Raw genomic sequence first — 25,970 nt, forward strand, 5'->3', positions numbered from 1 at the left:
CTCATACCCAAGTGGTCGGCGATTAACCGTCCTTCTCGATTTCACAGAGTAGCGGATGCTGGCTTTCCCTGGCGTACTGGTTGACCTGCATGGCCTTTGTCTCGGCGATGTCGCGGGTAAACACTCCACATACTGCCCGTCCTTCTGTATGGACGGCCAGCATGACCTTGGTCGCCAGCTCGCGATTCAGGTTAAAAAACACCTCGAGCACTTCGACGACGAAATCCATCGGTGTGTAGTCATCGTTGAACAAAACCACCTTGTACATCGGCGGCGCCTGTAACGCGGGCTTTGCTTCCTGAACAGCAACGCCTGCCGAATCGTCGTCGTGCTCCTGTGGAAGATCCTTTTGGAGAAGCGGGCGATCCTGATTGAATGTTAGTCGAATCTGGCTGATTGCATGCATGGAAAAAAAGGTTCGTCAGTTGTGCGAATACAGTGGTGGGGGCGGTTGCACACGTTTTCAACTACGACTGCCCGGTCACCTTGACTATCGGGAAAACGGTGTTACAACCAATAGAGCCCACAGTGGGTAAAAAAGATCCGCGGAGTCAATTCTTTTATCGAATTCGATTGCGGATGTCGTGGATGATACTCCAGCGATGGAGTCTGTTGCAGAGGGATTTGAGCATGGCTGTCGGCAAGGTGAAATGGTTCAACAATGCCAAGGGATTCGGCTTTATCAATACCGACGCCCGGGAAGGTCGCGATGAGGATGGCAAGGACATTGATTTCTTTGCCCACTACTCGGCCATTGAAATGGATGGGTACAAGACCCTGAAAGCAGGTCAGGCGGTGAACTTCGAGATCGTTCAAGGCCCTAAAGGCTTGCATGCCGTGAAGATAACTTCGGTCGAAGTCGCTTCGGCGCCGAGCTCGATTGCCACGGAAAAACAAACGGCAACCAGTTGAAGCCTCAAAACATTCGGTCATAAAAAAACCGCCTGACTCAACCCATCGAGTCAGGCGGTTTTTGCGTGCCTGCAACTTTTACATATGCGAAATCAGCGCATCTCCGAACCCGGAGGACGAAACCAGCTTCGCGCCATCCATCAAACGCTCGAAATCATAAGTAACAGTCTTCGCGCCGATCGCACCGTTGGTGCCCTTGATGATCAGGTCCGCCGCTTCAGTCCAGCCCATGTGACGCAACATCATCTCGGCCGAGAGAATCAGCGAGCCCGGGTTGACCTGATCCTTGCCGGCGTATTTCGGTGCGGTACCGTGGGTCGCCTCGAACATCGCTACGGTGTCGGACAGGTTGGCACCCGGCGCGATACCGATACCGCCCACTTCCGCCGCCAGGGCGTCAGACAGGTAGTCACCGTTGAGGTTAAGCGTAGCGATGACATCGTATTCGGCCGGGCGCAGCAGGATCTGCTGGAGCATGGCGTCGGCGATGGCGTCCTTGACCACAACGTTCTTGCCGGTTTTCGGGTTCTTGAACTGCATCCACGGACCGCCATCGAGCAGCGTCGCACCGAATTCTTCGGCCGCCACTTCGTAGGCCCATTCCTTGAAGGCACCTTCGGTGAACTTCATGATGTTGCCTTTGTGCACGATGGTCAGCGAGTCGCGGTCATTGTCGACCACGTATTGCAGAGCCTTGCGCGCCAGACGCCTGGTGCCTTCGCGGGAGACCGGCTTGACGCCGATGCCGCAGTTTTCGTCGAAACGGATCTTGGTGACGCCCATTTCTTCTTTAAGGAATTTGATGACCTTGGTTGCTTCCGGCGAACCGGCCTTCCATTCGATACCGGCGTAAATGTCTTCGGAGTTCTCGCGGAAGATGGTCATGTCGACATCGCCGGGCTTTTTCACCGGGCTCGGCACGCCTTCGAACCAGCGCACCGGGCGCAGGCAGACGTACAGGTCGAGTTGCTGACGCAGGGCCACGTTCAGCGAGCGGATACCGCCACCGACCGGAGTGGTCAGCGGGCCTTTGATGGAGACCACGTAATCCTTGACCGCGTCGAGGGTTTCCTGCGGCAGCCAGGTGTCCTGGTCATAAACCTGAGTGGCTTTCTCGCCGGCATAGACTTCCATCCAGGAAATCTTGCGCTTGCCGCCGTAGGCCTTTTCAACAGCAGCATCGACAACCTTGATCATCACCGGACTGATGTCGACACCAATACCGTCACCTTCGATGAAGGGGATGATCGGGTTATCAGGAACATTGAGAGAATGGTCTGCATTGACGGTGATTTTGTCGCCGACGGCTGGAACCTGAATCTTCTTGTAACCCATGCTGAACTCCATTGTTTGGATTGAACACCTGGCTTGCTTCGAGCGTAACCCAGTTGAATCAACACGCAAACCCTATGTTCCTGCGCCGCGCACATCTCGTTTCCTACAAGCCTGAAAGCAAAGGGAAAAGCGCCAAACTCCAGCATTCGTAACGAGTCTTTGCCCGGTCGCGCCCTGCGACCTTTAGACCAATGGATGAGAATCGTTGCATATGAACCATCGGCAGATTGCCAGCTACCTATGTATAATGCCGCCCGCTGACCACAGGGTCACGACGGCTGGCCTCTCTAGCACGAGACTTTCCGCCTGATTGGTCGGGTTGTTACCGCAGCCTGACTGCTTGACGCTCTACTGATGCACCCAACATCACCGCGAAGAATCTCGACATTCGGTTCATGGATGACTTTGAACGAACGCGCTTACCCGGCGCCCCTCGAGTTTCTGCGCACGCTTTAGCAAAGAAGAGAGAGTTAATCCGAATATGCCCACCCGCTCGAAGATCATCTATACCTTCACCGACGAAGCTCCTGCCCTCGCCACCTATTCCCTGCTGCCGATCATCGAGGCTTACACCGCCTCGGCCGATATCGCCGTGGAAACCCGCGATATCTCTCTTGCAGCGCGCATCCTGGCAAGCTTCCCCGAGCAACTGGGCGACAAAGCCGTAGCCGATCACCTCGCCGAACTGGGCGACCTGGCCGTTACGCCTGAAGCCAACATAATCAAGCTGCCGAACATCAGTGCTTCGGTGCCACAGCTGCAAGCCGCGATCAAAGAGCTGCAGGCGCAGGGCTACAACCTGCCGGACTACCCGGAAACCGTGACCAGCGACGCCGACAAAGACGCCAAGGCGCGTTACGACAAGGTCAAGGGCAGCGCCGTGAACCCGGTTCTGCGTGAAGGCAACTCCGACCGCCGCGCTCCGCTGTCGGTGAAGAACTACGCGCGCAAGCACCCGCACAAGATGGGCGCCTGGGCCAAGGACTCCAAGTCTCACGTCGCGCACATGAGCACCGGCGATTTCTACGGCAGCGAAAAAGCTGTCCTGATCGACGCCGCTGACGCCGTGAAGATCGAACTGATCGCCAAGGACGGTGCTGCCACCGTTCTGAAAGAAAAAACCACCGTTCAGGCTGGCGAGATCCTCGACTGCGCCGTGATGAGCAAAAACGCCTTGCGTGCGTTCATCGCTGCCGAGATCGAAAGCGCCAAGGCCCAGGGCGTGCTGCTCTCGGTTCACCTGAAAGCGACCATGATGAAGGTCTCCGACCCGATCATGTTCGGCCAGATCGTTGCCGAGTTCTATAAAGACGCACTGACCAAGCACGCTGACGTGCTGAACCAGATCGGCTTCAATCTGAACAACGGCATCGGCGATCTGTACGCGCGCATCAAGGCCCTGCCGGCCGAGCAACAAGCGCAGATCGAAGCCGATATCGCAGCGGTCTATGCCGTTCGTCCTTCGCTGGCGATGGTCAACTCCGACAAAGGCATCACCAACCTGCACGTGCCGAGCGACGTCATCGTTGACGCCTCGATGCCAGCGATGATCCGTGACTCCGGCAAGATGTGGGGCACCGACGGTCAGCTGCACGACACCAAGGCTGTGATCCCGGATCGTTGCTACGCGACCATCTACCAGGCTGTGATCGAAGACTGCAAAGCCAACGGCGCTTTCGACCCGACCACCATGGGCAGCGTGCCGAACGTCGGTCTGATGGCGAAGAAAGCCGAAGAGTACGGCTCCCACGACAAGACTTTCCAGATCAAGGCTGACGGCGTTGTTCGCGTCACCGACAGCAAGGGCAAGCTGCTGATGGAACAGGCTGTCGAAGCCGGCGACATCTTCCGCATGTGCCAGACCAAAGACGCGCCGATCCAGGACTGGGTCAAACTGGCCGTCAACCGTGCTCGCGCGAGCAGCACGCCGGCGATCTTCTGGCTCGACCCGATGCGCGCTCACGATGGCGTGGTGATCGAGAAGGTTCAGGCCTACCTGAAGGACCACGACACCAGCGGTCTGGACATCCAGATCATGGCGCCGGTCGACGCGATGAAGTACACCCTGCAGCGCACCCGCGAAGGCAAGGACACCATTTCGGTGACCGGCAACGTACTGCGCGACTACCTGACCGACCTGTTCCCGATCATGGAACTGGGCACCAGCGCCAAGATGCTGTCGATCGTGCCGCTGATGAACGGCGGCGGCCTGTTCGAAACCGGCGCCGGCGGTTCGGCGCCGAAGCACGTGCAGCAACTGGTTGAAGAAAACTTCCTGCGCTGGGATTCGCTGGGTGAGTTCCTTGCCCTCGCCGCTTCCCTTGAGCACCTGGGCGTGAACTACAACAACCCGAAAGCACTGGTGCTGTCGAAAACCCTGGACCAGGCCACCGGCCAGTTCCTCGACAACAACAAGTCGCCATCGCGCAAGGTCGGCAACATCGACAACCGCGGCAGCCACTTCTATCTGGCGATGTACTGGGCTCAGGCCCTGGCTGCCCAGACCGAAGACGCTGCACTGCAAGCGCAGTTCGCGACTCTGGCCAAAACCCTGACCGAGAACGAGGCAACCATCGTTGCCGAGCTCAACGCCGTTCAGGGCAAGCCAGTCGACATCGGCGGTTACTACCACGCCGACGCCGAGCTGATCAGCAAGGCCATGCGTCCAAGCGCAACCTTCAACGCGGCGATTGCTGCGCTGGTTTAAGGTTGTAATGCGGTGAACAGACCCCGGCCTTGTGCCGGGGTTTGTGTTTCCGGGTTTTGTGATCACCACAAAACTTTGTGGGAGCTGGCTTGCCAGCGATGGCGGTTTATCATCCAGCATGGATGGTGACTGAACCACCACTATCGCTGGCAAGCCAGCTCCCACAGGGATTGGGATTTAACCAATAGATTGAGGAAGGTTTTATGGAATGGCTCCCCCACATCACCGTCGCCACCATCGTCGAGGACAACGGTCGCTTCCTGATGGTCGAAGAGCACAAAGGTGGGCGTAATGTGCTCAACCAGCCCGCCGGCCATCTCGATCCGGATGAAACCCTGATCGATGCGGCCATTCGCGAAACCCTCGAAGAAACCGGCTGGGACGTCGAGCCGACAGGCGTGATTGGCATTTATCTGTACACCGCACCGAGCAACGGCGTGACTTACCAGCGCATATGCTTCAGCGCCAAAGCCGTGCAGCATCACCCGGATTACCAGCTTGACGACGGCATCGTCGGCGCCAAGTGGCTGACCCGCGACGAATTAATCGCCCAGCGCGATAACTGGCGCAGTGAACTGATCATCCGTTGCATCGACGATTATCTGGCCGGTCATCACTTCAGCCTCGAACTGATCCGCCCTTCTCTTTAGCCTTGCGGCCGCGAGCCTGATAGAATCGCGCCCTTTTCCAAGACACTCATTGAATCCCTATGCGTGATCCAGCCCCTTCTGACACATCCAAGAAGCGCGTCATTGTCGGCATGTCCGGCGGCGTGGACTCTTCCGTTTCCGCCCTTCTCCTGATCGAGCAGGGTTACGAAGTGGAAGGCCTGTTCATGAAGAACTGGGAAGAAGACGACGGAACGGAATACTGCACCGCGATGGACGACCTGGCGGATGCTCAGGCTGTCTGCGACAAGATCGGCATCAAGCTGCACACCGCCAACTTTGCCGCCGAGTACTGGGACAACGTGTTCGAGCACTTCCTCGCCGAATACAAGGCCGGGCGCACGCCGAACCCGGACATCCTGTGCAACCGCGAGATCAAGTTCAAAGCGTTCCTCGACTACGCGATGATGCTCGGCGCCGACCTGATCGCCACCGGCCACTACGTGCGCCGCCGTGATATCGATGATCGCACCGAACTGCTCAAGGGCCTCGATCCGAACAAGGATCAGAGCTATTTCCTGCACGCCGTCGGCGGCGAACAGATCGCCAAGACCCTGTTCCCGGTCGGCGAACTGGAAAAGCCGCGAGTGCGCGAGATTGCCGAGAAGTACGAACTGGCCACCGCCAAGAAGAAGGATTCCACCGGAATCTGCTTCATCGGCGAGCGCCGTTTCAGCGATTTCCTCAAGCAATACCTGCCGGCACAACCGGGCGAGATCAAGACCACCGAAGGCGAAGTCATCGGCCGTCACCACGGCTTGATGTACCACACCATCGGCCAGCGTCAGGGCCTCGGCATCGGCGGCTTGAAAGATGCCGGTGACGAGCCGTGGTACGTGCTGCGCAAGGATCTGCAGACCAACGAGCTGATCGTCGGCCAGGGCAACAACCATCCGTGGCTGTTCTCCAGCGCCCTGCTCGCCTCGGAAATCTACTGGGTCAACCCGATCGACCTGAGCCAGCCGCTGCGCCTGACGGCGAAAGTGCGCTATCGCCAGAGCGATCAGGCCTGCACCCTGGAAAAAACCGCCAGCGGTTATCGCGCCGTGTTCGACGAACCGCAACGCGCGGTGACGCCGGGCCAATCGGTGGTGTTCTATGACGGTGAAATCTGCTTGGGTGGCGGCGTGATCGAAGTGGCCGAGCCGTGGAGCGGCCAGGCATGAGCCCGACTCAGGAGCAACTGACAGCGCTGGGCGGTGTGTTTCTCGCCGCCGTGCTGGTCGATCGCATCGCCAAGACCGGCCAGACCAACGAGGCCGGCCTGAGTTGCATGCTCGGCAGCCTGCTGGTCCGCGACCCGAAAGATACGCTGGACGTGTACGGCGGCGACGACATCAATCTGCGCGAGGGTTATCGCGCGCTGATTGGCGCCCTTGAGCGCGATCCGAGCACCTTGCAGCGCGAGCCGTTGCGCTACGCCCTGTCGATGCTCGGTCTGGAGCGGCAACTGGCCAAGCGTGACGACATGCTTGAGACGATTGCCAAACGCCTGCCGCAGATCCAGTCGCAGGTGGAGCATTTTGGCCCGGCCCACGAAAACGTCGTGGCCGCTTGCGGTGCGTTGTACCAGGACACTTTGAGCACTCTGCGCCAGCGCATTCAGGTGCACGGCGACATGCGCAACCTGCAACAGCCGAGCAATGCCTCGAAGATCCGCGCCCTGCTCCTCGCCGGTATCCGCTCGGCGCGCCTGTGGCGGCAGCTCGGTGGTCATCGCTGGCAGTTGGTGATCAGCCGCCGCAAGTTGCTTAAAGAGCTTTATCCGTTGATGCGCAGCGAGTAAACGCCGCGTCATGAAGGCTTTGTAGTCTGTAACGCGTAATACGCCGGTCAGTTGGCGACGGACCGGCGGATTTTTTCATGTATGATACGCGCCCCATTTCGTTGCCCGACTGTCCGAGAACACCCCATGCAGCTCTCTTCGCTCACTGCGGTTTCCCCTGTTGACGGCCGCTACGCCGGCAAAACCCAGGCCCTGCGCCCGATTTTCAGCGAGTACGGCCTGATCCGTGCCCGCGTTCTGGTTGAAGTGCGCTGGCTCCAGCGCCTGGCCGCCCATGCTGGCATCCCTGAAGTGCCAGCCTTCTCCGCCGAGGCCAACGCCGTTCTCAATGAACTGGCTGAAAACTTCTCGCTGGAGCACGCCGAGCGCGTCAAAGAGATCGAGCGCACCACCAACCACGACGTCAAAGCCATCGAATACCTGCTCAAAGAGCAGGCGGCCAAGCTGCCGGAGCTGGCCAAGGTCAGCGAATTCATCCACTTTGCCTGCACCAGCGAAGACATCAACAACCTGTCCCACGCCCTGATGCTGCGCGAAGGTCGTGACGACGTGATGCTGCCGCTGATGCGCCAGACCGCCAACGCCATCCGCGAACTGGCCATCCGTTTCGCCGACGTGCCGATGCTGTCGCGCACCCACGGCCAGCCGGCTTCGCCGACTACTCTGGGTAAAGAACTGGCCAACGTGGTTTACCGTCTCGAGCGTCAGATCGCTCAAGTCGCTGCCGTGCCGCTGCTGGGCAAGATCAACGGCGCTGTCGGCAACTACAACGCACACCTCTCGGCCTACCCGCAGATCGACTGGGAAGCCAACGCCCGCGCCTTCATCGAAGACGAGCTGGGCCTGGGCTTCAACCCGTACACCACGCAGATCGAACCGCACGACTACATCGCCGAGCTGTTCGACGCTATCGCACGCTTCAACACCATCCTGATCGACTTCGACCGCGACATCTGGGGCTATATCTCCTTGGGTTATTTCAAGCAGCGCACCATCGCTGGTGAAATCGGTTCGTCGACCATGCCGCACAAGGTCAACCCGATCGACTTCGAAAACTCCGAAGGCAACCTGGGTATCGCCAACGCATTGTTCCAGCACCTGGCGAGCAAGCTGCCGATCTCCCGCTGGCAGCGCGACCTGACCGACTCCACCGTCCTGCGCAACCTCGGTGTCGGCTTCGCCCACAGCGTGATCGCTTACGAAGCCAGCCTCAAAGGCATCAGCAAACTCGAGCTCAACGAGCAGAAGATTGCCGCTGACCTCGATGCTTGCTGGGAAGTATTGGCCGAGCCGATCCAGACCGTGATGCGTCGCTACAACATCGAAAACCCGTACGAAAAGCTGAAAGAACTGACCCGTGGCAAGGGCATCAGCCCTGAAGCGTTGCAGACTTTCATCGATGGCCTGGACATGCCAGCCGAAGCCAAAGCCGAGCTCAAGCAACTGACGCCGGCCAACTACATCGGCAACGCAGTGGCACAAGCCAAACGCATCTGATCGACCGTTTGCTCCGTTTGAGACGCCCGGCCGCGCCGGGCGTTTTTATTCCCGTCTGAAAAGTGCTTTTTTTCAATAGGTTACATATGAATTCCGATATTCCTCTTCAACTTCTGGGCGGCCTCACAGCACGCGAATTCCTGCGTGACTACTGGCAGAAAAAACCGCTGCTGATCCGTCAGGCGATTCCTGACTTCGAAAGCCCGATCGACGCCGACGAACTGGCCGGCCTGGCCCTGGAAGAAGAAGTCGAATCGCGCCTGGTGATCGAACATGGCGAGCGTCCATGGGAACTGCGTCGCGGCCCGTTCGCCGAAGACGAGTTCAGCAAATTGCCAGAAAAAGAGTGGACCCTGCTGGTGCAAGCGGTTGATCAGTTCGTGCCGGAAGTCAGCGAACTGCTGGAAAACTTCCGCTTCCTGCCGAGCTGGCGCGTCGATGACGTGATGATCAGCTTTGCCGCACCGGGTGGCAGCGTCGGCCCGCATTTCGACAACTACGATGTGTTCCTGCTGCAGGGCCATGGCAAGCGCAACTGGAAAATCGGCCAGATGTGCGATTCCGAGAGCCCGCTCCTGCAGCACGCTGACCTGCGCATCCTCGCTGAATTCCACGAGACCGAAGAATGGGTGCTGGAGCCAGGCGACATGCTCTACCTGCCGCCGCGTCTGGCCCATTGCGGCGTCGCGGTCGACAACTGCATGACCTATTCGGTCGGTTTCCGCGCGCCGAGCGCCGCTGAAGTGCTGACCCACTTCACCGACTTCCTCAGCCAGTTCCTGACTGACGAAGAGCGCTACACCGATGCCGACGCCAAGCCGGCGGTCGATCCGCACCAGATTCAACACGATGCACTGGATCGTCTGAAAAGCCTGCTCGCCGAACACATGAGCGACGAGCGTCTGCTGCTGACTTGGTTCGGCCAGTACATGACCGAGCCGCGCTACCCCGAATTGGTGGTCGGCCCGGAAGACGTCGAAGAAGAAGACTTCCTCGCCGCCCTGCAGGACGGCGCCGTGCTGATCCGCAACCCGAGCGCGCGCCTGGCCTGGTCGGAAGTCGATGACGATCTGCTGCTGTTCGCCAGCGGACAGAGCCGTTACCTGCCGGGCAAGCTGCGCGAACTGTTGAAGCTGATCTGCGCCGCTGACGCGCTGCACGCCGACAACCTCGGCGAATGGCTGAGCGATGAAGACGGCCGCAGCCTGCTCTGCGAACTGGTCAAGCAAGGAAGCCTGGGGTTCGCCGATGAATAAAATTCGCGTTCGTGTCGCAGACTGGCAGAAGGATATCGCCGAGATCCGGCGCATTCGTGAAACGGTGTTCATCGCCGAACAATCGGTGCCACCCGAGCTTGAGTGGGACGCCGATGACGCGACCGCCGTGCATTTTCTGGCGTTCGAAGGCGACTTCCCGATCGGCACGGCGCGGCTGTTGCCCGACGGCCACATCGGCCGGGTTTCGGTACTCAAAGACTGGCGCGGAATGAAGGTCGGTGACGCGTTGATGCAAGCGGTCATCGCCGAAGCCGAAGCGCGCGGCTTGAAGCAACAGAAGCTCAGCGCTCAGGTGCAAGCCACGGCGTTCTATGAGCGCCTGGGCTTCAGCCTGGTCAGCGAGGAGTTTCTCGAGGCCGGCATTCCGCATGTCGACATGGTTCGGCATTCGGCCTGATTCCGAGACCTCTAGATCCCTGTGGCGAGGGGATTTATCCCCGCTGGGCTGCGAAGCAGCCCCAAATCCAGAAAACTCGGTGAGTCAGTTAAATCGAGCGCGCTGGGTCGGCGACTGCTGTGCAGCCGAGCGGGGATAAATCCCCTCGCCACAATGGCCGCAAGCACACCACAAAACGCCCCGCCATTTTCGGATGCCGGGGCGTTTTGCTGTCTACGATTCAACTTGCCCCACCCCGGGCCGACAAACTGGCAATATCAAGCCTTTCGAACGCGGAGATAACGGACATGTCCCTACGCACCCTGCTCACCACCCTGCTGCTCGGCTGCAGTTTTTCGGTGCTGGCAGCCACAGAAATCGTCCCCCTCAAATACCACACCAGCGCCGACATGCTGCCGGTGGCGCAGGACTTCATCGGCCAGGACGGTCAGGTCAGCGCTTACGGCAACCAACTGATCGTCAAGGCCGAGCCGGGCAAGATACAGGAACTGAAAGATCTGCTGGCGCAACTCGATACCGCACCGAAGCGCTTGCTGATCACCGTCGACACCAACGAAAACAATGGCCGCGGCGACGAAGGTTATTCGGTCAACGGCGCCCAGCCGAACCAGACCCGGATCATCAGCCGCAGCACCACCAGCCGCAACGGCGGCGTTCAGCAAGTGCGGACCAGTGAAGGCACTCCGGCGCTGATTCAGGTTGGCCAAAGCGTGCCGATCACCAACACCCAGAGCGACTCCTACGGCGGTTACAGCAGCGAGACCCAATACCGCAACGTCACCCAGGGTTTCTACGTCACCGCCAGCGTCACCGGCGAGACCGTTCATCTGGCGATCAGTACCAACCGTGACCGCATGAGCCAGGAACGTCCCGATGTAGTGAACGTGCAAAGCACCGACACAACCGTCACCGGACGCCTCGGCGAATGGATCACCCTGGCGGGCGTCAACAGCCAGACTCAGGCCGACAAACAGGGGCTGACCCGCAGCTACTCGACTCAAGGCCGGGATGACATGACCTTGCGGGTGAAAGTCGACACACTGGACTAAAGCACCGAAAACTGACTGATTAGTCGTATTAGACGAAACATGTAGTGCCTTAAAAAAAGCACTACAAAACGTTTGACGAGGCCAAAAAGCGAAGGCATGATGGCCTCGCTCCCGCTAATCAGAGGCCCTGGCAAGGGCCTTCGAAGCGCCGTTCGCACCTATCCCGCGAACCGTTTCGTGTCTGTACCGCCCACAAGGTGTGTTTGACGAGGTTGCCGACTGGAACGAAGTTGTCCCGAGGGACGGAAGCGTATTTAGGTAACCCGGCTTCACGCTGCTGACCGTATAAAGGCCCACGACGCCGGAATGCGCCCGCACCGCGCCACTACCTGCTCACTTCCCCTCGAGCCCATCGTTCATCCCGTCGCCTACCCCGCCGAATCCGACTTGACCACCTAAGCTTCTGGTCAGCGAGCGCAGGAATTTTCCACCGCAGAACAACTTTTCATAAAAGACGCGACGAGGTTTATCTCCATGGCACTGACACGCGAACAGCAAATTGCAGCCCTCGAAAAAGACTGGGCCGAGAACCCGCGCTGGAAAGGCGTGACTCGCACTTACTCCGCTGCCGACGTGGTCCGCCTGCGTGGCTCGGTTCAGCCTGAGCACACCTTCGCGAAGATGGGCGCCGAGAAGCTGTGGAACCTGGTTACCCAAGGTGCCAAGCCGTCCTTCCGTCCAGAGAAAGATTTCGTCAACTGCATGGGCGCCCTGACCGGCGGCCAGGCTGTTCAGCAGGTCAAGGCCGGTATCCAGGCGATCTACCTGTCCGGCTGGCAGGTGGCTGCGGACAACAACTCCGCCGAATCGATGTACCCGGATCAGTCGCTGTACCCGGTTGACTCGGTACCGACCGTGGTCAAGCGCATCAACAACTCGTTCCGTCGTGCTGACCAGATCCAGTGGAAAGCCGGCAAGAATCCGGGCGATGAAGGCTACATCGACTACTTCGCGCCAATCGTGGCCGACGCTGAAGCCGGCTTCGGCGGCGTACTCAACGCCTACGAGCTGATGAAGAGCATGATCGAAGCAGGCGCCGCCGGCGTTCACTTCGAAGACCAACTGGCTTCGGTGAAGAAATGCGGCCACATGGGCGGCAAGGTTCTGGTGCCAACCCAGGAAGCCGTACAGAAGCTGACCGCTGCCCGTCTGGCAGCTGACGTTGCCGGCACGCCGACCATCATTCTGGCCCGCACCGACGCCAACGCGGCTGACCTGCTGACTTCCGACTGCGACCCGTACGATCAGCCATTCGTGACCGGCGAGCGTACTCAGGAAGGTTTCTACAAGGTACGTGCCGGCCTGGATCAAGCGATCGCCCGTGGCCTGGCTTACGCTCCGTACGCCGACCTGATCTGGTGCGAAACCGCCAAGCCGGATCTGGAAGAAGCCCGTCGCTTCGCTGAAGCAATCAAGAAGGAATACCCGGACCAGCTGCTGTCGTACAACTGCTCGCCTTCCTTCAACTGGAAGAAGAACCTGGACGACGCGACCATCGCCAAGTTCCAGCGCGAACTGTCCGCCATGGGCTACAAGCACCAGTTCATCACCCTGGCCGGCATTCACAACATGTGGCACAGCATGTTCAACCTGGCGCACGACTACGCCCGCAACGACATGACCGCCTACGTGAAGCTGCAAGAGCAGGAATTCGCTGACGCCGCCAAGGGTTACACCTTCGTTGCGCACCAGCAGGAAGTGGGTACTGGCTACTTCGACGACATGACCACCGTGATCCAGGGCGGCTCGTCCTCGGTGACCGCGCTGACCGGTTCGACCGAAGAAGAACAGTTCCACTGATTCGGCTAACCTGAGCAAACGGCCTTTGCGGATCGAATAAAAAGCTAACCGCAGAGCCGCAAGACTGACGCCCCGACTGGATCGGGGCGTTTTTTTGCCTGTTGGAATCTCAAAGACACTACAAATCCCCTGTGGGAGCGAGCCTGCTCGCGAAGGCGATAAGTCAGCTTGCACATCTGGAGGCTGATCCACCGCTTTCGCGAGCAGGCTCGCTCCCACAGGGCTACCGTCAGCCGAGAGATGGAACATTGATCTGAACCGGTACAAGCGTCAGAAATTTCCGCTAAAACGGTAGGCTTCGCTACTTGCAGTAACGCGCAAGTAAGACAACTTCCCAGCCACTCACTCGTTAAACAGTTACAAAACCACGCCAAACGATATCAATTATCATTTAGCAGCAACTATGTTCGTTACAAAGCCTACAAAACATAATTGACGGAAACCCGGCTAATGCCCGCAACGCATGGGCCGCAGCGCCTTCAGGAGACGCTACGTCCTTAATCCGGTAAATAATTTCGCCTTTGGAATTTTACTTGCCGGGTGTTTAGCCATAAAATCAGCCCGATTGATTGCTGCGACATATCGTCACTGCCTTATTTCTTTATCAAGCTCAGAGACCTTTGCTCTCTGTTAAGGATTACCAGCATGCCCGAAGCGACAGGACTCATGGCCCACAACTGGGGCTTTGCCATTTTCCTTCTGGGTGTCGTCGGCCTGTGTGCCTTCATGCTTGGCGTCTCCAGCCTCCTCGGGTCAAAAGCCTGGGGTCGCAGCAAAAACGAACCGTTCGAGTCGGGCATGCTACCTACCGGTGGCGCCCGCTTGCGGCTCTCAGCCAAATTCTATCTGGTCGCGATGCTCTTCGTGATCTTCGATATCGAAGCCCTCTTTCTCTTTGCATGGTCTGTGTCCGTCCGCGAAAGCGGCTGGACCGGATTCGTCGAAGCTCTCGTTTTCATAGCAATTCTGTTGGCAGGTCTTGTCTACCTGTTCCGAGTGGGCGCCCTTGACTGGGCTCCGGAAGCTCGTCGCAAGCGGCAGGCGAAGCTGAAACAATGAGGCTTTGGCAATGCAATACAATCTCACCAGGATCGACCCCGATGCTCCTAACGAGCAGTATCCGATTGGCCAGCGGGAAACCGTTGCCGATCCGTTAGAAGATCAAGTCCACAAAAACATTTTCATGGGCAAGCTGGAAGACGTGCTGAGCGGCGCGGTCAACTGGGGACGTAAGAACTCCCTGTGGCCGTACAACTTCGGCCTGTCGTGCTGCTACGTGGAAATGACCACCGCCTTCACGGCGCCCCACGACATCGCGCGCTTTGGCGCCGAAGTCATCCGGGCCTCGCCGCGTCAGGCCGACTTCATGGTTATCGCCGGTACCTGCTTCATCAAGATGGCGCCGATCATTCAGCGTCTCTACGAGCAAATGCTCGAACCGAAATGGGTTATCTCCATGGGTTCGTGCGCCAACTCCGGCGGCATGTACGACATCTACTCCGTGGTTCAAGGGGTGGACAAGTTCTTGCCCGTGGACGTCTACGTACCTGGCTGCCCGCCCCGTCCGGAAGCATTTCTGCAAGGCTTGATGCTGTTGCAGGAATCGATTGGACAGGAGCGTCGTCCGCTTTCCTGGGTCGTTGGTGATCAAGGCGTGTATCGCGCCGACATGCCATCGCAGAAGGAACAGCGCCGCGAACAGCGAATCGCAGTCACCAATCTGCGCAGCCCTGACGAAGTCTGATCCAGTTCTGTTCCAAGTAACGAGAAGCTGGCTTCATTCTTTACGTTGACCGAAAGCGAAAAAATAACCATGACTACAGGCAGTGCTCTGTACATCCCGCCTTACAAGGCAGACGACCAGGATGTGGTCGTCGAACTGAACAACCGTTTTGGCGCCGAAGCGTTCACCGCGCAGGCAACCCGCACCGGCATGCCGGTGCTGTGGGTGACCCGTGCCAAACTGGTTGAAGTCCTGACTTTCCTGCGCAACCTGCCCAAGCCGTACGTCATGCTCTATGACCTGCACGGCGTGGACGAGCGTCTGCGCACCAAGCGTCAAGGGCTGCCGACCGGCGCCGATTTCACCGTGTTCTATCACCTCATGTCGCTGGAGCGTAATAGTGACGTGATGATCAAGGTGGCCTTGTCCGAAGGCGACCTCAGCATGCCTTCCGTCACCAGCATCTGGCCCAACGCCAACTGGTACGAGCGCGAAGTCTGGGACATGTTCGGCATCGACTTCAAAGGCCACCCGCACCTGTCGCGCATCATGATGCCGCCGACCTGGGAAGGTCACCCGCTGCGCAAGGACTTCCCGGCGCGCGCCACCGAATTCGATCCGTTCAGCCTCAACCTCGCCAAGCAGCAGCTTGAGGAAGAAGCCGCGCGTTTCCGTCCGGAAGACTGGGGCATGAAGCGTTCCGGAGCCAACGAGGACTACATGTTCCTCAACCTCGGCCCGAACCACCCTTCGGCGCACGGTGCGTTCCGCATCATCCTGCAGCTGGACGGTGAAGAGATCGTCGACTGCGTCCCGGACATCGGATACCACCACCGTGGCGCCGAGAAGATGGGCGAGCGTCAGTCCTGGCACAGCTACATTCCGTACACCGACCGTATCGACTACCTCGGCGGCGTGATGAACAACCTGCCGTACGTGCTTTCGGTCGAGAAGCTCGCCGGCATCAAAGTGCCGCAGAAGGTCGATGTCATCCGCATCATGATGGCCGAATTCTTCCGGATCACCAGCCACCTGCTGTTCCTCGGTACCTACATCCAGGACGTCGGCGCCATGACCCCGGTGTTCTTCACTTTCACCGACCGCCAGAAGGCGTACACGGTGATCGAGGCGATCACCGGTTTCCGTCTGCACCCGGCCTGGTACCGCATCGGTGGCGTCGCCCACGACCTGCCGCGCGGCTGGGAAAAACTGGTCAAGGATTTCGTCGAGTGGATGCCCAAGCGTCTGGACGAATACACCAAGGCCGCCCTGCAGAACAGCATCCTCAAGGGGCGTACTGTCGGCGTCGCTGCCTACAACACCAAAGAGGCCCTGGAATGGGGCGTCACCGGTGCCGGCCTGCGTTCGACCGGTTGCGATTTCGACCTGCGCAAAGCGCGTCCGTACTCGGGCTACGAGAACTTCGAATTCGAAGTGCCACTGGCCGTCAACGGCGATGCCTATGACCGCTGCATGGTCCGCGTCGAAGAGATGCGCCAGAGCATCAAGATCATCGATCAATGCATGCGCAACATGCCGGAAGGCCCGTACAAGGCGGATCACCCGCTGACCACGCCGCCGCCGAAAGAGCGCACGCTGCAGCACATCGAAACCCTGATCACGCACTTCCTGCAGGTTTCGTGGGGCCCGGTCATGCCGGCCAACGAATCCTTCCAGATGATCGAAGCGACCAAGGGCATCAACAGTTATTACCTGACGAGCGACGGCGGCACCATGAGCTACCGTACCCGGATCCGTACTCCGAGCTTCCCGCACCTGCAACAGATCCCTTCGGTGATCAAAGGCAGCATGGTCGCGGACTTGATTGCGTACCTGGGTAGTATCGACTTCGTTATGGCCGACGTGGACCGCTAAGCATGAACAGCACGCTTATCCAGACAGACCGTTTCACCTTGAGTGAAACCGAGCGCTCGGCCATCGAGCACGAGCTGCATCACTACGAAGACCCGCGCGCGGCGTCGATCGAAGCCCTGAAGATCGTCCAGAAAGAACGCGGCTGGGTGCCGGATGGCGCCCTCTACGCGATCGGCGAGATCCTCGGCATCCCGGCCAGCGACGTTGAAGGCGTGGCGACGTTCTACAGCCAGATCTTCCGTCAGCCGGTCGGCCGTCACATCATTCGCGTCTGCGACAGCATGGTCTGCTACATCGGCGGCCACGAGTCGGTGGTCAGCGAAATCCAGAACAATCTGGGCATCGGCCTGGGTCAGACCACCGCCGACGGTCGTTTCACCCTGCTGCCTGTCTGCTGCCTCGGCAACTGCGACAAGGCACCGGCGCTGATGATCGACGACGACACCTTTGGCGACGTGCAGCCTGCTGGCGTGGCCAAACTGCTCGAGGGCTACGTATGACCCTGACATCTTTTGGTCCAGCCAACCGCATCCAGCGCTCGGCCGAGACGCACCCGCTGACCTGGCGTCTGCGCGATGACGGCGAAGCCGTGTGGCTCGACGAGTACCAGGCCAAGAACGGTTACGCCGCTGCGCGCAAAGCCTTCGCCGAGATGGATCAGGACGCGATCGTCCAGACCGTCAAAGACGCTGGCCTCAAGGGTCGCGGCGGTGCCGGCTTCCCCACTGGCGTGAAGTGGGGCCTGATGCCCAAGGACGAATCCATCAACATCCGCTACCTGCTGTGCAACGCGGATGAAATGGAGCCGAACACCTGGAAAGACCGCATGCTGATGGAGCAACTGCCCCATCTGCTGATCGAAGGCATGCTGATCAGTGCCCGCGCGCTGAAAACCTACCGTGGCTACATCTTCCTGCGCGGCGAATACACTACCGCCGCCAAGCACCTCAACCGTGCCGTGGAAGAAGCCAAGGCGGCCGGCCTGCTGGGCAAGAACATTCTCGGTTCGGGTTTCGATTTCGAGCTGTTCGTCCACACCGGCGCCGGGCGTTACATCTGCGGTGAAGAAACCGCACTGATCAACTCCCTCGAAGGCCGCCGCGCCAACCCGCGATCCAAGCCGCCCTTCCCTGCCGCCGTCGGCGTGTGGGGCAAGCCGACCTGTGTGAACAACGTCGAAACCCTGTGCAACGTGCCGGCGATCATTGCCGACGGCGTTGACTGGTACAAATCGTTGGCCCGCGAAGGTTCCGAAGACATGGGCACCAAGCTCATGGGCTTCTCCGGCAAGGTCAAGAACCCGGGCCTGTGGGAACTGCCATTCGGCGTCACCGGTCGTGAACTGTTCGAAGATTACGCCGGCGGCATGCGCGACGGCTTCAAGCTCAAGGCCTGGCAGCCAGGTGGCGCCGGTACCGGTTTCCTCCTGCCCGAGCACCTCGACGCACAAATGTATGCCGGCGGTATCGCCAAGGTCGGCACCCGGATGGGTACCGGTCTGGCGATGGCGGTGGATGACAGCGTCAACATGGTCTCGCTGCTGCGCAACATGGAGCAGTTCTTCGCTCGCGAATCCTGCGGTTTCTGCACCCCGTGCCGCGATGGTCTGCCATGGAGCGTCAAGCTCCTGATGGCCATCGAACAGGGCAAGGGCCAGCCGGGCGACATCGAGACCCTGCTGGGCCTGGTCGGTTTCCTCGGCCCGGGCAAGACCTTCTGTGCTCACGCACCGGGAGCCGTGGAGCCGCTGGGCAGCGCGATCAAATACTTCCGTCCAGAGTTCGAAGCCGGTATCGCGCCTGTCAGCGCCGCCGTCCCGCCTCTGGCAAGGCCGATCGTAGTCGGCGCTTAAACGCTTAAAAAGGCGAAGGGTCCGTGCCCTTCGCCTTTCGTCCGATGACGCCCTCCGGGGCTGTTTGGATTCGGACGCATAACAAGATTCCATTAGCCACGCCCGCTGACACCGGGCCAACGAAGACCTTTGAACCATGGCCACTATCCACGTAGACGGCAAAGCGCTCGAAGTCGACGGGGCAGACAACCTGTTACAGGCATGTCTGTCGCTGGGCCTCGACATTCCATATTTCTGCTGGCATCCCGCGCTCGGTAGCGTCGGGGCCTGCCGCCAGTGCGCGGTCAAGCAGTACACCGACGAGAACGACACCCGTGGTCGCATCGTCATGTCCTGCATGACCCCTGCCACCGACAACACCTGGATCTCCATCGACGATGAAGAATCCAAGGCGTTCCGCGCCAGCGTTGTCGAATGGCTGATGACCAACCACCCGCACGACTGCCCGGTGTGCGAGGAAGGCGGTCACTGCCACCTGCAAGACATGACAGTGATGACCGGCCACAACGAGCGCCGTTATCGCTTCAGCAAACGCACCCACCAGAACCAGCAACTCGGCCCGTTCATTTCCCACGAAATGAACCGCTGCATCGCTTGCTACCGCTGCGTGCGTTTCTACAAGGACTACGCCGGCGGTACCGACCTCGGTGTATTCGGCGCCCACGACAACGTGTACTTCGGTCGCGTTGAAGACGGCACCCTCGAAAGCGAGTTCTCCGGCAACCTCACCGAGGTCTGCCCGACCGGCGTGTTCACCGACAAGACTCACTCCGAGCGCTACAACCGCAAGTGGGACATGCAGTTCGCCCCGAGCATCTGCCATGGCTGCTCGAGCGGTTGCAACATCTCCCCGGGCGAGCGTTACGGTGAACTGCGTCGCATCGAAAACCGTTTCAACGGTTCGGTGAACCAGTACTTCCTCTGCGACCGTGGCCGTTTCGGTTATGGCTACGTCAACCGCACCGACCGTCCACGTCAGCCGCTGCTGGCCGACGGCACCAAGCTCGGCCTCGACGCTGCGCTGGACAAAGCCGCCGACCTGCTGCGCGGACGCAACATCGTTGGTATCGGTTCGCCGCGTGCCAGCCTTGAGAGCAACTACGCGTTGCGCGAACTGGTCGGTGCCGAGCACTTCTATTCGGGTATCGAAGCCTCCGAACTGGAGCGCATTCGTCTGGTCCTGCAGGTGCTGAACGACAGCCCGCTGCCAGTGCCGAACATGCGCGACATCGAAGACCACGACGCGATCTTCGTCCTCGGCGAAGACCTGACCCAGACCGCCGCGCGTATGGCGCTGGCTCTGCGTCAGTCGGTCAAGGGCAAGGCTGAAGACATGGCCGAAGCCATGCGCGTACAGCCTTGGCTCGACGCGGCGGTGAAGAACATCGGCCAGCACGCGCTGAACCCGCTGTTTATCGCCAGCCTCGCCGAAACCAAACTCGACGACGTTGCCGAAGAATGCGTACACGCAGCTCCGGATGATCTGGCGCGCATCGGTTTCGCCGTGGCTCACGCGCTGGATGCCAGCGCGCCGGCCGTTGAAGGTCTGGACACCGAAGCCCTGGAACTGGCGCAGCGCATCGCCGATGCCCTGCTCGCCGCCAAGCGTCCGCTGATCATCGCCGGTACTTCGCTGGGCTCCAAAGCCTTGATCGAAGCCGCCGCGAACATCGCCAAAGCCCTGAAGCTGCGCGAGAAGAACGGTTCGATCAGCCTGATCGTGCCGGAGGCCAACAGCCTCGGCCTGGCCATGCTCGGTGGCGAGTCGGTCGACGACGCGCTGCAAGCGGTCATCGATGGCAAGGCCGACGCGATCGTCGTGCTGGAAAACGATCTGTACACCCGCACTGCCAACGCCAAGGTCGATGCCGCATTGAACGCCGCGAAAGTGGTGATCGTCGCCGACCATCAGAAAACCGCCACCACCGATCGCGCGCACCTGGTTCTGCCAGCGGCGAGCTTCGCCGAGGGCGACGGTACGCTGGTCAGCCAGGAAGGCCGCGCCCAGCGCTTCTTCCAGGTTTTCGATCCGCAATACATGGACGCGAGCATTCTGGTGCACGAAGGCTGGCGCTGGCTGCACGCCCTGCGCGCGACCCTGCTGAACCAGCCGATCGACTGGACGCAACTCGACCACGTCACCGCTGCCGTTGCCTCGAGCACCGCGCAACTGGCGCGCATCGTTGATGCTGCACCGTCGGCTGCTTTCCGCATCAAGGGTCTGAAACTGGCCCGTGAGCCGCTGCGTTACTCCGGTCGCACCGCAATGCGCGCCGACATCAGCGTTCACGAACCACGCACTCCGCAAGACCAGGACACCGCGTTCGCTTTCTCCATGGAAGGTTACTCGGGCTCCGCCGAACCGCGTCAACAAGTGCCATTCGCATGGTCGCCGGGCTGGAACTCGCCACAAGCCTGGAACAAGTTCCAGGACGAAGTCGGTGGTCATCTGCGCGCTGGCGACCCGGGCACACGCCTGATCGAAAGCACTGGCGACTCGCTGAACTGGTTCGCTGCTGCGCCGCGCGCATTCAATCCGGCGCCGGGCACTTGGCAGGCCGTGCCGTTCTACCACCTGTTCGGCAGCGAAGAAAATTCTTCGAAAGCCGCGCCGGTGCAAGAGCGCATTCCGGCTCCGTACGTGGCGCTGGCGAAATCCGAAGCGGATCGCCTCGGCGTCAACGACGGTGCCCTGCTGAGCCTGAACGTTGCCGGCCAGACCCTGCGTCTGCCGCTGCGCATCAATGAAGAACTGGGCGCCGGTCTGGTGGCATTGCCTGCGGGCATCGCCGGCATTCCACCGGCATTCGCCGGCGTATCCGTCGACGGTCTGCAGGAGGCAGCGCAATGACCTGGTTCACCCCTGAAGTGATCGATGTGATCCTGACGGTCATCAAAGCCATCGTGATCCTGCTGGCCGTGGTGGTCGCGGGCGCCTTGCTCAGCTTTGTCGAACGTCGCCTGCTGGGCTGGTGGCAGGACCGTTACGGTCCGAACCGCGTTGGCCCGTTCGGCATGTTCCAGATCGCCGCCGACATGCTGAAGATGTTCTTCAAGGAAGACTGGACCCCGCCGTTTGCCGACAAGGTGATCTTCACTTTGGCGCCGGTGGTGGCCATGTCCGCCCTGCTGATCGCCTTCGCGATCATCCCGATCACCCCGACCTGGGGCGTGGCGGATCTGAACATCGGCCTGCTGTTCTTCTTCGCCATGGCCGGTCTGTCGGTGTACGCGGTGCTGTTCGCCGGCTGGTCGAGCAACAACAAGTTCGCCCTGCTCGGCAGCTTGCGTGCCTCGGCGCAGACCGTGTCCTACGAAGTGTTCATGGGCCTGGCCCTGATGGGCATCGTGGTGCAGGTCGGCTCGTTCAACATGCGCGACATCGTCGAGTACCAGGCGCAGAACCTGTGGTTCATCATTCCGCAGTTCTTCGGCTTCTGTACCTTCTTCATCGCTGGCGTCGCCGTGACTCACCGTCACCCGTTCGACCAGCCGGAAGCGGAACAGGAACTGGCCGACGGTTACCACATTGAATACGCCGGTATGAAATGGGGCATGTTCTTCGTCGGTGAATACATCGGCATCATTCTGATCTCGGCGCTGCTGGTCACCCTGTTCTTCGGTGGCTGGCACGGTCCGTTCGGCATCCTGCCGCAACTGTCCTTCGTCTGGTTCGCACTGAAGACCGCGTTCTTCATCATGCTGTTCATCCTGCTGCGCGCTTCCATCCCGCGTCCGCGTTATGACCAGGTGATGGATTTCAGCTGGAAATTCTGCCTGCCACTGACCCTGATCAATTTGCTGGTGACCGCTGCGATTGTGTTGATGAACACGCCTGCGGTTGCGGTTCAGTGAGGATTTGACCCATGTTCAAATATATTGGCGACATCGTTAAGGGTACCGGTACCCAGTTGCGCAGCCTGGTCATGGTTTTCGGCCACGGCTTTCGCAAGCGCGACACCCTGCAATACCCCGAGGAGCAGGTCTACCTGCCGCCGCGCTACCGTGGCCGCATCGTCCTGACCCGCGACCCCGATGGCGAAGAACGCTGCGTAGCCTGCAACCTGTGTGCCGTGGCCTGCCCGGTGGGTTGCATCTCGCTGCAGAAAGCTGAAACCGAAGACGGTCGCTGGTACCCGGACTTCTTCCGGATCAACTTCTCGCGCTGCATTTTCTGCGGTCTCTGCGAGGAAGCCTGCCCGACCACCGCGATCCAGCTGACCCCGGATTTCGAGATGGCCGAGTTCAAACGTCAGGACCTGGTGTACGAGAAAGAAGATCTTTTGATCTCCGGCCCCGGCAAAAACCCTGATTACAACTTCTATCGTGTTGCAGGTATGGCAATCGCTGGCAAGCCGAAAGGCGCTGCGCAGAACGAAGCCGAACCGATCAACGTGAAGAGCTTGCTGCCTTAAGGAAGAACGATGGAATTCGCTTTCTATTTCGCATCGGGTATTGCTGTGGTGTCCACGCTGCGTGTGGTCACCAACACCAACCCCGTGCACGCCCTGCTCTACCTGATCATCTCGTTGATCGCCGTGGCCATGACCTTCTTCGCCCTCGGCGCGCCGTTCGCCGGTGTGCTGGAAGTGATCGCCTACGCCGGCGCCATCATGGTGCTGTTCGTGTTCGTGGTGATGATGCTCAACCTCGGTCCCGCCTCGGTGCAGCAGGAACGCACCTGGCTCAAGCCCGGCATCTGGGCAGGACCGGTGATTCTTGCCGCGCTGCTGCTGGCCGAACTGCTGTATGTGCTGTTCGCTCACCAGAGCGGCCAGGCCATCGGCCACACCACCGTAGACGCGAAAGCCGTGGGCATCAGCCTGTTCGGCCCGTACCTGCTGGTGGTCGAACTCGCCTCGATGCTGCTGCTCGCCGCAGCCGTCACGGCGTTCCATTTGGGCCGTAACGAGGCGAAGGAGTAAGACATGCCTGCTATCCCTCTCGAACATGGTTTAGCCGTTGCCGGCATCCTGTTCTGCCTTGGTCTGGTCGGCCTGATGGTCCGCCGCAACATTTTGTTCGTGTTGATGAGTCTGGAAGTGATGATGAACGCCTCTGCCCTGGCCTTCATCGTTGCGGGCGCCCGCTGGGCGCAGCCGGATGGACAGATCATGTTCATCCTGGTGATCAGCCTTGCCGCAGCCGAGGCCAGTATTGGCCTGGCGATCCTGCTGCAACTGTATCGCCGCTTCCACACGCTCGATATCGACGCTGCCAGTGAGATGCGCGGATGAACCTACTCTTTCTGACTTTCGTATTCCCTCTGATCGGGTTCCTGTTGCTGTCGTTCTCGCGCGGCCGCTTCTCGGAAAACCTCTCGGCGCTGATCGGTGTCGGTTCGATCGGCCTGTCGGCCATCGTCACCGCTTACGTGATCTGGCAATTCAACGTCGCGCCGCCGGAAGGTGGCGTGTACACCCAGGTGCTGTGGCGCTGGATGTCGGTGGAAGGTTTCCAGCCGAACTTCGCGCTGTACCTGGATGGCCTGTCGGTGACCATGCTCGGCGTGGTCGTCGGCGTCGGCTTCCTGATCCACCTGTTCGCGTCCTGGTACATGCGTGGTGAAGACGGTTACTCGCGCTTCTTCTCGTACACCAACCTGTTCATCGCCAGCATGCTGTTCCTGATCCTCGGCGATAACCTGCTGTTTATCTACTTCGGCTGGGAAGGCGTGGGCCTGTGCTCGTACCTGTTGATCGGTTTCTACTACAGCAACCGCAACAACGGTAACGCGGCACTCAAGGCATTCATCGTCACCCGCATCGGCGACGTGTTCATGGCCATCGGCCTGTTCATCCTGTTCCAGCAACTGGGCACGTTGAACGTCCAGGAACTGCTGGTGCGTGCGCCTGAGCACTTCAAGGTCGGCGATTTCTGGATCGTTCTGGCAACCCTGATGCTGCTCGGCGGTGCTGTCGGCAAATCGGCTCAGCTGCCGCTGCAAACCTGGCTCGCGGATGCGATGGCCGGCCCTACCCCGGTTTCGGCACTGATCCACGCCGCGACCATGGTGACCGCCGGTGTCTACCTGATTGCCCGTACCCACGGTCTGTTTGCGCTGGCGCCGGACATCCTGCACCTCGTCGGCATCGTCGGTGGCGTGACCCTGGTACTGGCCGGTTTCGCCGCGCTGGTGCAGACCGACATCAAACGTATCCTCGCCTACTCGACCATGAGCCAGATCGGCTACATGTTCCTCGCGCTGGGCGTTGGCGCCTGGGAAGGCGCGATCTTCCACCTGATGACCCACGCCTTCTTCAAGGCCCTGCTGTTCCTTGCTTCCGGTGCGGTGATCGTCGCCTGCCACCACGAGCAGAACATCTTCAAGATGGGCGGTCTGTGGAAGAAACTGCCACTGGCCTACGCCAGCTTCATCGTCGGTGGTGCCGCGCTGGCCGCTCTGCCACTGGTTACCGCAGGCTTCTACTCCAAGGACGAAATCCTCTGGGAAGCGTTCGCCAGCGGCAACCAGGGTCTGCTTTACGCAGGTCTGGTCGGTGCGTTCATGACGTCGCTGTATACCTTCCGCCTGATCTTCATCGCGTTCCACGGTGAAGCCAAGACCGAAGCCCACGCCGGCCACGGCATTGCCCACTGGCTGCCGCTGTCGGTACTGATCGTGCTGTCGACTTTCGTCGGCGCGATGATCGTGCCACCGCTGCACGGCGTACTGCCGCAAAGCGTCGGGCATGCCGGTGGCGAAGCCAAACACAGTCTGGAAATCGCCTCGGGCGCCATCGCCCTGGCCGGTATCCTGCTGGCAGCGCTGCTGTTCCTCGGCAAGCGTCGCTTCGTCACGGCGATCGCCAACAGCGGCATCGGCCGTTTCCTTTCGGCCTGGTGGTTCGCTGCCTGGGGCTTCGACTGGATCTACGACAAACTGTTCGTCAAGCCGTACCTTGCGATCAGCCATGTACTGCGCAAAGACCCGCTCGACCAGACCATCGGTCTGATCCCGCGTATGGCCAAGGGTGGTCACACTGCCCTGAGCCGCACCGAGACCGGTCAACTGCGTTGGTACGCCGCCTCGATGGCTGCTGGTGCCGTGCTGGTGATCGGCGCCATCGTGCTGGTAGCGGTCTGATATGA

At 60.1% G+C, this 25,970-nt stretch carries 23 protein-coding genes; 21 read left to right on the forward strand and 2 right to left on the reverse strand.

The features are described from left to right. Positions 1-22: 22 nt before the first annotated feature. Complete coding sequence (gene clpS, locus AB4N85_RS11650; RefSeq protein WP_011334948.1) at positions 23-406, reverse strand: ATP-dependent Clp protease adapter ClpS; 384 nt, start codon at positions 404-406, stop codon at positions 23-25. A gap of 224 nt (positions 407-630) precedes the next feature. Between clpS and AB4N85_RS11655 the strand changes: the two genes are divergently transcribed. Next, complete coding sequence (locus tag AB4N85_RS11655; RefSeq protein WP_095182061.1) at positions 631-912, forward strand: cold shock domain-containing protein; 282 nt, start codon at positions 631-633, stop codon at positions 910-912. A gap of 78 nt (positions 913-990) precedes the next feature. Here AB4N85_RS11655 and icd read toward each other — a convergent pair whose 3' ends face one another. Further along, the gene (gene icd, locus AB4N85_RS11660; protein WP_056788899.1) at positions 991-2,247 is read right to left on the reverse strand and encodes an NADP-dependent isocitrate dehydrogenase; all 1,257 of its coding nucleotides are present in this window, start codon (positions 2,245-2,247) and stop codon (positions 991-993) included. Positions 2,248-2,728: 481 nt separating this feature from the next. Between icd and AB4N85_RS11665 the strand changes: the two genes are divergently transcribed. From AB4N85_RS11665 to nuoL, 20 genes are all read left to right on the forward strand, one after another. After that, a complete protein-coding gene (locus tag AB4N85_RS11665; protein ID WP_071172899.1) occupies positions 2,729-4,954 on the forward strand; it encodes an NADP-dependent isocitrate dehydrogenase in 2,226 nt (741 codons plus the stop codon). Positions 4,955-5,157: 203 nt separating this feature from the next. Continuing rightward, entirely contained in the window at positions 5,158-5,604 is a 447-nt protein-coding gene (locus tag AB4N85_RS11670; protein WP_016775271.1) for an NUDIX hydrolase, read from the forward strand. A gap of 59 nt (positions 5,605-5,663) precedes the next feature. Continuing rightward, positions 5,664-6,788 carry a tRNA 2-thiouridine(34) synthase MnmA gene (mnmA, locus tag AB4N85_RS11675; protein WP_460068128.1) on the forward strand — a complete coding sequence of 375 codons (1,125 nt, stop codon included), beginning with the start codon at positions 5,664-5,666 and terminating at the stop codon, positions 6,786-6,788. Beyond that, positions 6,785-7,408 (forward strand): high frequency lysogenization protein HflD, encoded by a 624-nt coding sequence (gene hflD, locus AB4N85_RS11680; protein WP_039763308.1) that lies wholly within the window; start codon positions 6,785-6,787, stop codon positions 7,406-7,408. The genes mnmA and hflD overlap by 4 nt, the downstream gene beginning before the upstream one ends. Before the next feature lie 126 nt (positions 7,409-7,534). Next, positions 7,535-8,905, forward strand: coding sequence for an adenylosuccinate lyase (gene purB / locus AB4N85_RS11685; protein ID WP_003223822.1), 1,371 nt, complete (start codon positions 7,535-7,537; stop codon positions 8,903-8,905). 86 nt (positions 8,906-8,991) lie between these two features. Further along, complete coding sequence (locus tag AB4N85_RS11690) at positions 8,992-10,161, forward strand: ribosomal protein uL16 3-hydroxylase (protein ID WP_016775274.1); 1,170 nt, start codon at positions 8,992-8,994, stop codon at positions 10,159-10,161. Further along, positions 10,154-10,579 (forward strand): GNAT family N-acetyltransferase, encoded by a 426-nt coding sequence (locus AB4N85_RS11695; protein WP_016775275.1) that lies wholly within the window; start codon positions 10,154-10,156, stop codon positions 10,577-10,579. The genes AB4N85_RS11690 and AB4N85_RS11695 overlap by 8 nt, the downstream gene beginning before the upstream one ends. 287 nt (positions 10,580-10,866) lie before the next feature. After that, positions 10,867-11,628, forward strand: a complete 762-nt coding sequence (locus AB4N85_RS11700; RefSeq protein WP_460068131.1) for a secretin N-terminal domain-containing protein — start codon at positions 10,867-10,869, stop codon at positions 11,626-11,628. Between the two features lie 474 nt (positions 11,629-12,102). Next, the gene (gene aceA / locus AB4N85_RS11705; protein WP_003223815.1) at positions 12,103-13,428 is read left to right on the forward strand and encodes an isocitrate lyase; all 1,326 of its coding nucleotides are present in this window, start codon (positions 12,103-12,105) and stop codon (positions 13,426-13,428) included. Positions 13,429-14,073: 645 nt separating this feature from the next. Beyond that, a complete protein-coding gene (locus tag AB4N85_RS11710) occupies positions 14,074-14,487 on the forward strand; it encodes an NADH-quinone oxidoreductase subunit A (RefSeq protein WP_003223812.1) in 414 nt (137 codons plus the stop codon). A gap of 10 nt (positions 14,488-14,497) precedes the next feature. Next, positions 14,498-15,172: a NuoB/complex I 20 kDa subunit family protein gene (locus AB4N85_RS11715; protein ID WP_016775278.1), complete on the forward strand. Its 675-nt coding sequence runs from the start codon at positions 14,498-14,500 to the stop codon at positions 15,170-15,172. 69 nt (positions 15,173-15,241) lie between these two features. Further along, positions 15,242-17,026 (forward strand): NADH-quinone oxidoreductase subunit C/D, encoded by a 1,785-nt coding sequence (nuoC, locus tag AB4N85_RS11720; RefSeq protein WP_252884465.1) that lies wholly within the window; start codon positions 15,242-15,244, stop codon positions 17,024-17,026. Between the two features lie 2 nt (positions 17,027-17,028). Further along, the gene (gene nuoE / locus AB4N85_RS11725; protein WP_003223804.1) at positions 17,029-17,526 is read left to right on the forward strand and encodes an NADH-quinone oxidoreductase subunit NuoE; all 498 of its coding nucleotides are present in this window, start codon (positions 17,029-17,031) and stop codon (positions 17,524-17,526) included. Further along, positions 17,523-18,878 (forward strand): NADH-quinone oxidoreductase subunit NuoF, encoded by a 1,356-nt coding sequence (nuoF, locus tag AB4N85_RS11730; RefSeq protein WP_024013417.1) that lies wholly within the window; start codon positions 17,523-17,525, stop codon positions 18,876-18,878. Before nuoE ends, nuoF begins: the two co-directional genes overlap by 4 nt. A gap of 136 nt (positions 18,879-19,014) precedes the next feature. After that, a complete protein-coding gene (gene nuoG, locus AB4N85_RS11735; RefSeq protein WP_095182067.1) occupies positions 19,015-21,729 on the forward strand; it encodes an NADH-quinone oxidoreductase subunit NuoG in 2,715 nt (904 codons plus the stop codon). Further along, complete coding sequence (gene nuoH / locus AB4N85_RS11740) at positions 21,726-22,733, forward strand: NADH-quinone oxidoreductase subunit NuoH (protein ID WP_150634937.1); 1,008 nt, start codon at positions 21,726-21,728, stop codon at positions 22,731-22,733. Before nuoG ends, nuoH begins: the two co-directional genes overlap by 4 nt. Before the next feature lie 11 nt (positions 22,734-22,744). Then, entirely contained in the window at positions 22,745-23,293 is a 549-nt protein-coding gene (gene nuoI, locus AB4N85_RS11745) for an NADH-quinone oxidoreductase subunit NuoI (protein ID WP_016775283.1), read from the forward strand. A 9-nt stretch (positions 23,294-23,302) separates the two neighbouring features. Continuing rightward, positions 23,303-23,803 carry an NADH-quinone oxidoreductase subunit J gene (gene nuoJ / locus AB4N85_RS11750; RefSeq protein WP_007951462.1) on the forward strand — a complete coding sequence of 167 codons (501 nt, stop codon included), beginning with the start codon at positions 23,303-23,305 and terminating at the stop codon, positions 23,801-23,803. Positions 23,804-23,806: 3 nt separating this feature from the next. Continuing rightward, complete coding sequence (nuoK, locus tag AB4N85_RS11755; RefSeq protein ID WP_003180046.1) at positions 23,807-24,115, forward strand: NADH-quinone oxidoreductase subunit NuoK; 309 nt, start codon at positions 23,807-23,809, stop codon at positions 24,113-24,115. Beyond that, complete coding sequence (gene nuoL, locus AB4N85_RS11760) at positions 24,112-25,965, forward strand: NADH-quinone oxidoreductase subunit L (RefSeq protein WP_024013419.1); 1,854 nt, start codon at positions 24,112-24,114, stop codon at positions 25,963-25,965. Before nuoK ends, nuoL begins: the two co-directional genes overlap by 4 nt. The last annotated feature ends 5 nt before the right edge of the window (positions 25,966-25,970 follow it).

The sequence above is a fragment of the Pseudomonas sp. H1_G08 genome, from assembly GCF_054681355.1.

Excerpts from the sequence above, each read along its gene's own strand:
- AB4N85_RS11665 (WP_071172899.1), top strand. The coding sequence starts at position 2,729 with ATGCCCACCCGCTCGAAGATCATCTATACCTTCACCGACGAAGCTCCT.
- nuoG (WP_095182067.1), top strand. The coding sequence starts at position 19,015 with ATGGCCACTATCCACGTAGACGGCAAAGCGCTCGAAGTCGACGGGGCA.
- hflD (WP_039763308.1), top strand. The coding sequence starts at position 6,785 with ATGAGCCCGACTCAGGAGCAACTGACAGCGCTGGGCGGTGTGTTTCTC.
- nuoC (WP_252884465.1), top strand. The coding sequence starts at position 15,242 with ATGACTACAGGCAGTGCTCTGTACATCCCGCCTTACAAGGCAGACGAC.
- AB4N85_RS11670 (WP_016775271.1), top strand. The coding sequence starts at position 5,158 with ATGGAATGGCTCCCCCACATCACCGTCGCCACCATCGTCGAGGACAAC.
- nuoE (WP_003223804.1), top strand. The coding sequence starts at position 17,029 with ATGAACAGCACGCTTATCCAGACAGACCGTTTCACCTTGAGTGAAACC.
- icd (WP_056788899.1), bottom strand. The coding sequence starts at position 2,247 with ATGGGTTACAAGAAGATTCAGGTTCCAGCCGTCGGCGACAAAATCACC.
- AB4N85_RS11700 (WP_460068131.1), top strand. The coding sequence starts at position 10,867 with ATGTCCCTACGCACCCTGCTCACCACCCTGCTGCTCGGCTGCAGTTTT.
- AB4N85_RS11715 (WP_016775278.1), top strand. The coding sequence starts at position 14,498 with ATGCAATACAATCTCACCAGGATCGACCCCGATGCTCCTAACGAGCAG.
- nuoK (WP_003180046.1), top strand. The coding sequence starts at position 23,807 with ATGCCTGCTATCCCTCTCGAACATGGTTTAGCCGTTGCCGGCATCCTG.
- purB (WP_003223822.1), top strand. The coding sequence starts at position 7,535 with ATGCAGCTCTCTTCGCTCACTGCGGTTTCCCCTGTTGACGGCCGCTAC.
- nuoH (WP_150634937.1), top strand. The coding sequence starts at position 21,726 with ATGACCTGGTTCACCCCTGAAGTGATCGATGTGATCCTGACGGTCATC.
- AB4N85_RS11655 (WP_095182061.1), top strand. The coding sequence starts at position 631 with ATGGCTGTCGGCAAGGTGAAATGGTTCAACAATGCCAAGGGATTCGGC.
- aceA (WP_003223815.1), top strand. The coding sequence starts at position 12,103 with ATGGCACTGACACGCGAACAGCAAATTGCAGCCCTCGAAAAAGACTGG.
- nuoJ (WP_007951462.1), top strand. The coding sequence starts at position 23,303 with ATGGAATTCGCTTTCTATTTCGCATCGGGTATTGCTGTGGTGTCCACG.
- nuoI (WP_016775283.1), top strand. The coding sequence starts at position 22,745 with ATGTTCAAATATATTGGCGACATCGTTAAGGGTACCGGTACCCAGTTG.
- AB4N85_RS11690 (WP_016775274.1), top strand. The coding sequence starts at position 8,992 with ATGAATTCCGATATTCCTCTTCAACTTCTGGGCGGCCTCACAGCACGC.
- nuoL (WP_024013419.1), top strand. The coding sequence starts at position 24,112 with ATGAACCTACTCTTTCTGACTTTCGTATTCCCTCTGATCGGGTTCCTG.
- clpS (WP_011334948.1), bottom strand. The coding sequence starts at position 406 with ATGCATGCAATCAGCCAGATTCGACTAACATTCAATCAGGATCGCCCG.
- mnmA (WP_460068128.1), top strand. The coding sequence starts at position 5,664 with ATGCGTGATCCAGCCCCTTCTGACACATCCAAGAAGCGCGTCATTGTC.
- AB4N85_RS11710 (WP_003223812.1), top strand. The coding sequence starts at position 14,074 with ATGCCCGAAGCGACAGGACTCATGGCCCACAACTGGGGCTTTGCCATT.
- nuoF (WP_024013417.1), top strand. The coding sequence starts at position 17,523 with ATGACCCTGACATCTTTTGGTCCAGCCAACCGCATCCAGCGCTCGGCC.
- AB4N85_RS11695 (WP_016775275.1), top strand. The coding sequence starts at position 10,154 with ATGAATAAAATTCGCGTTCGTGTCGCAGACTGGCAGAAGGATATCGCC.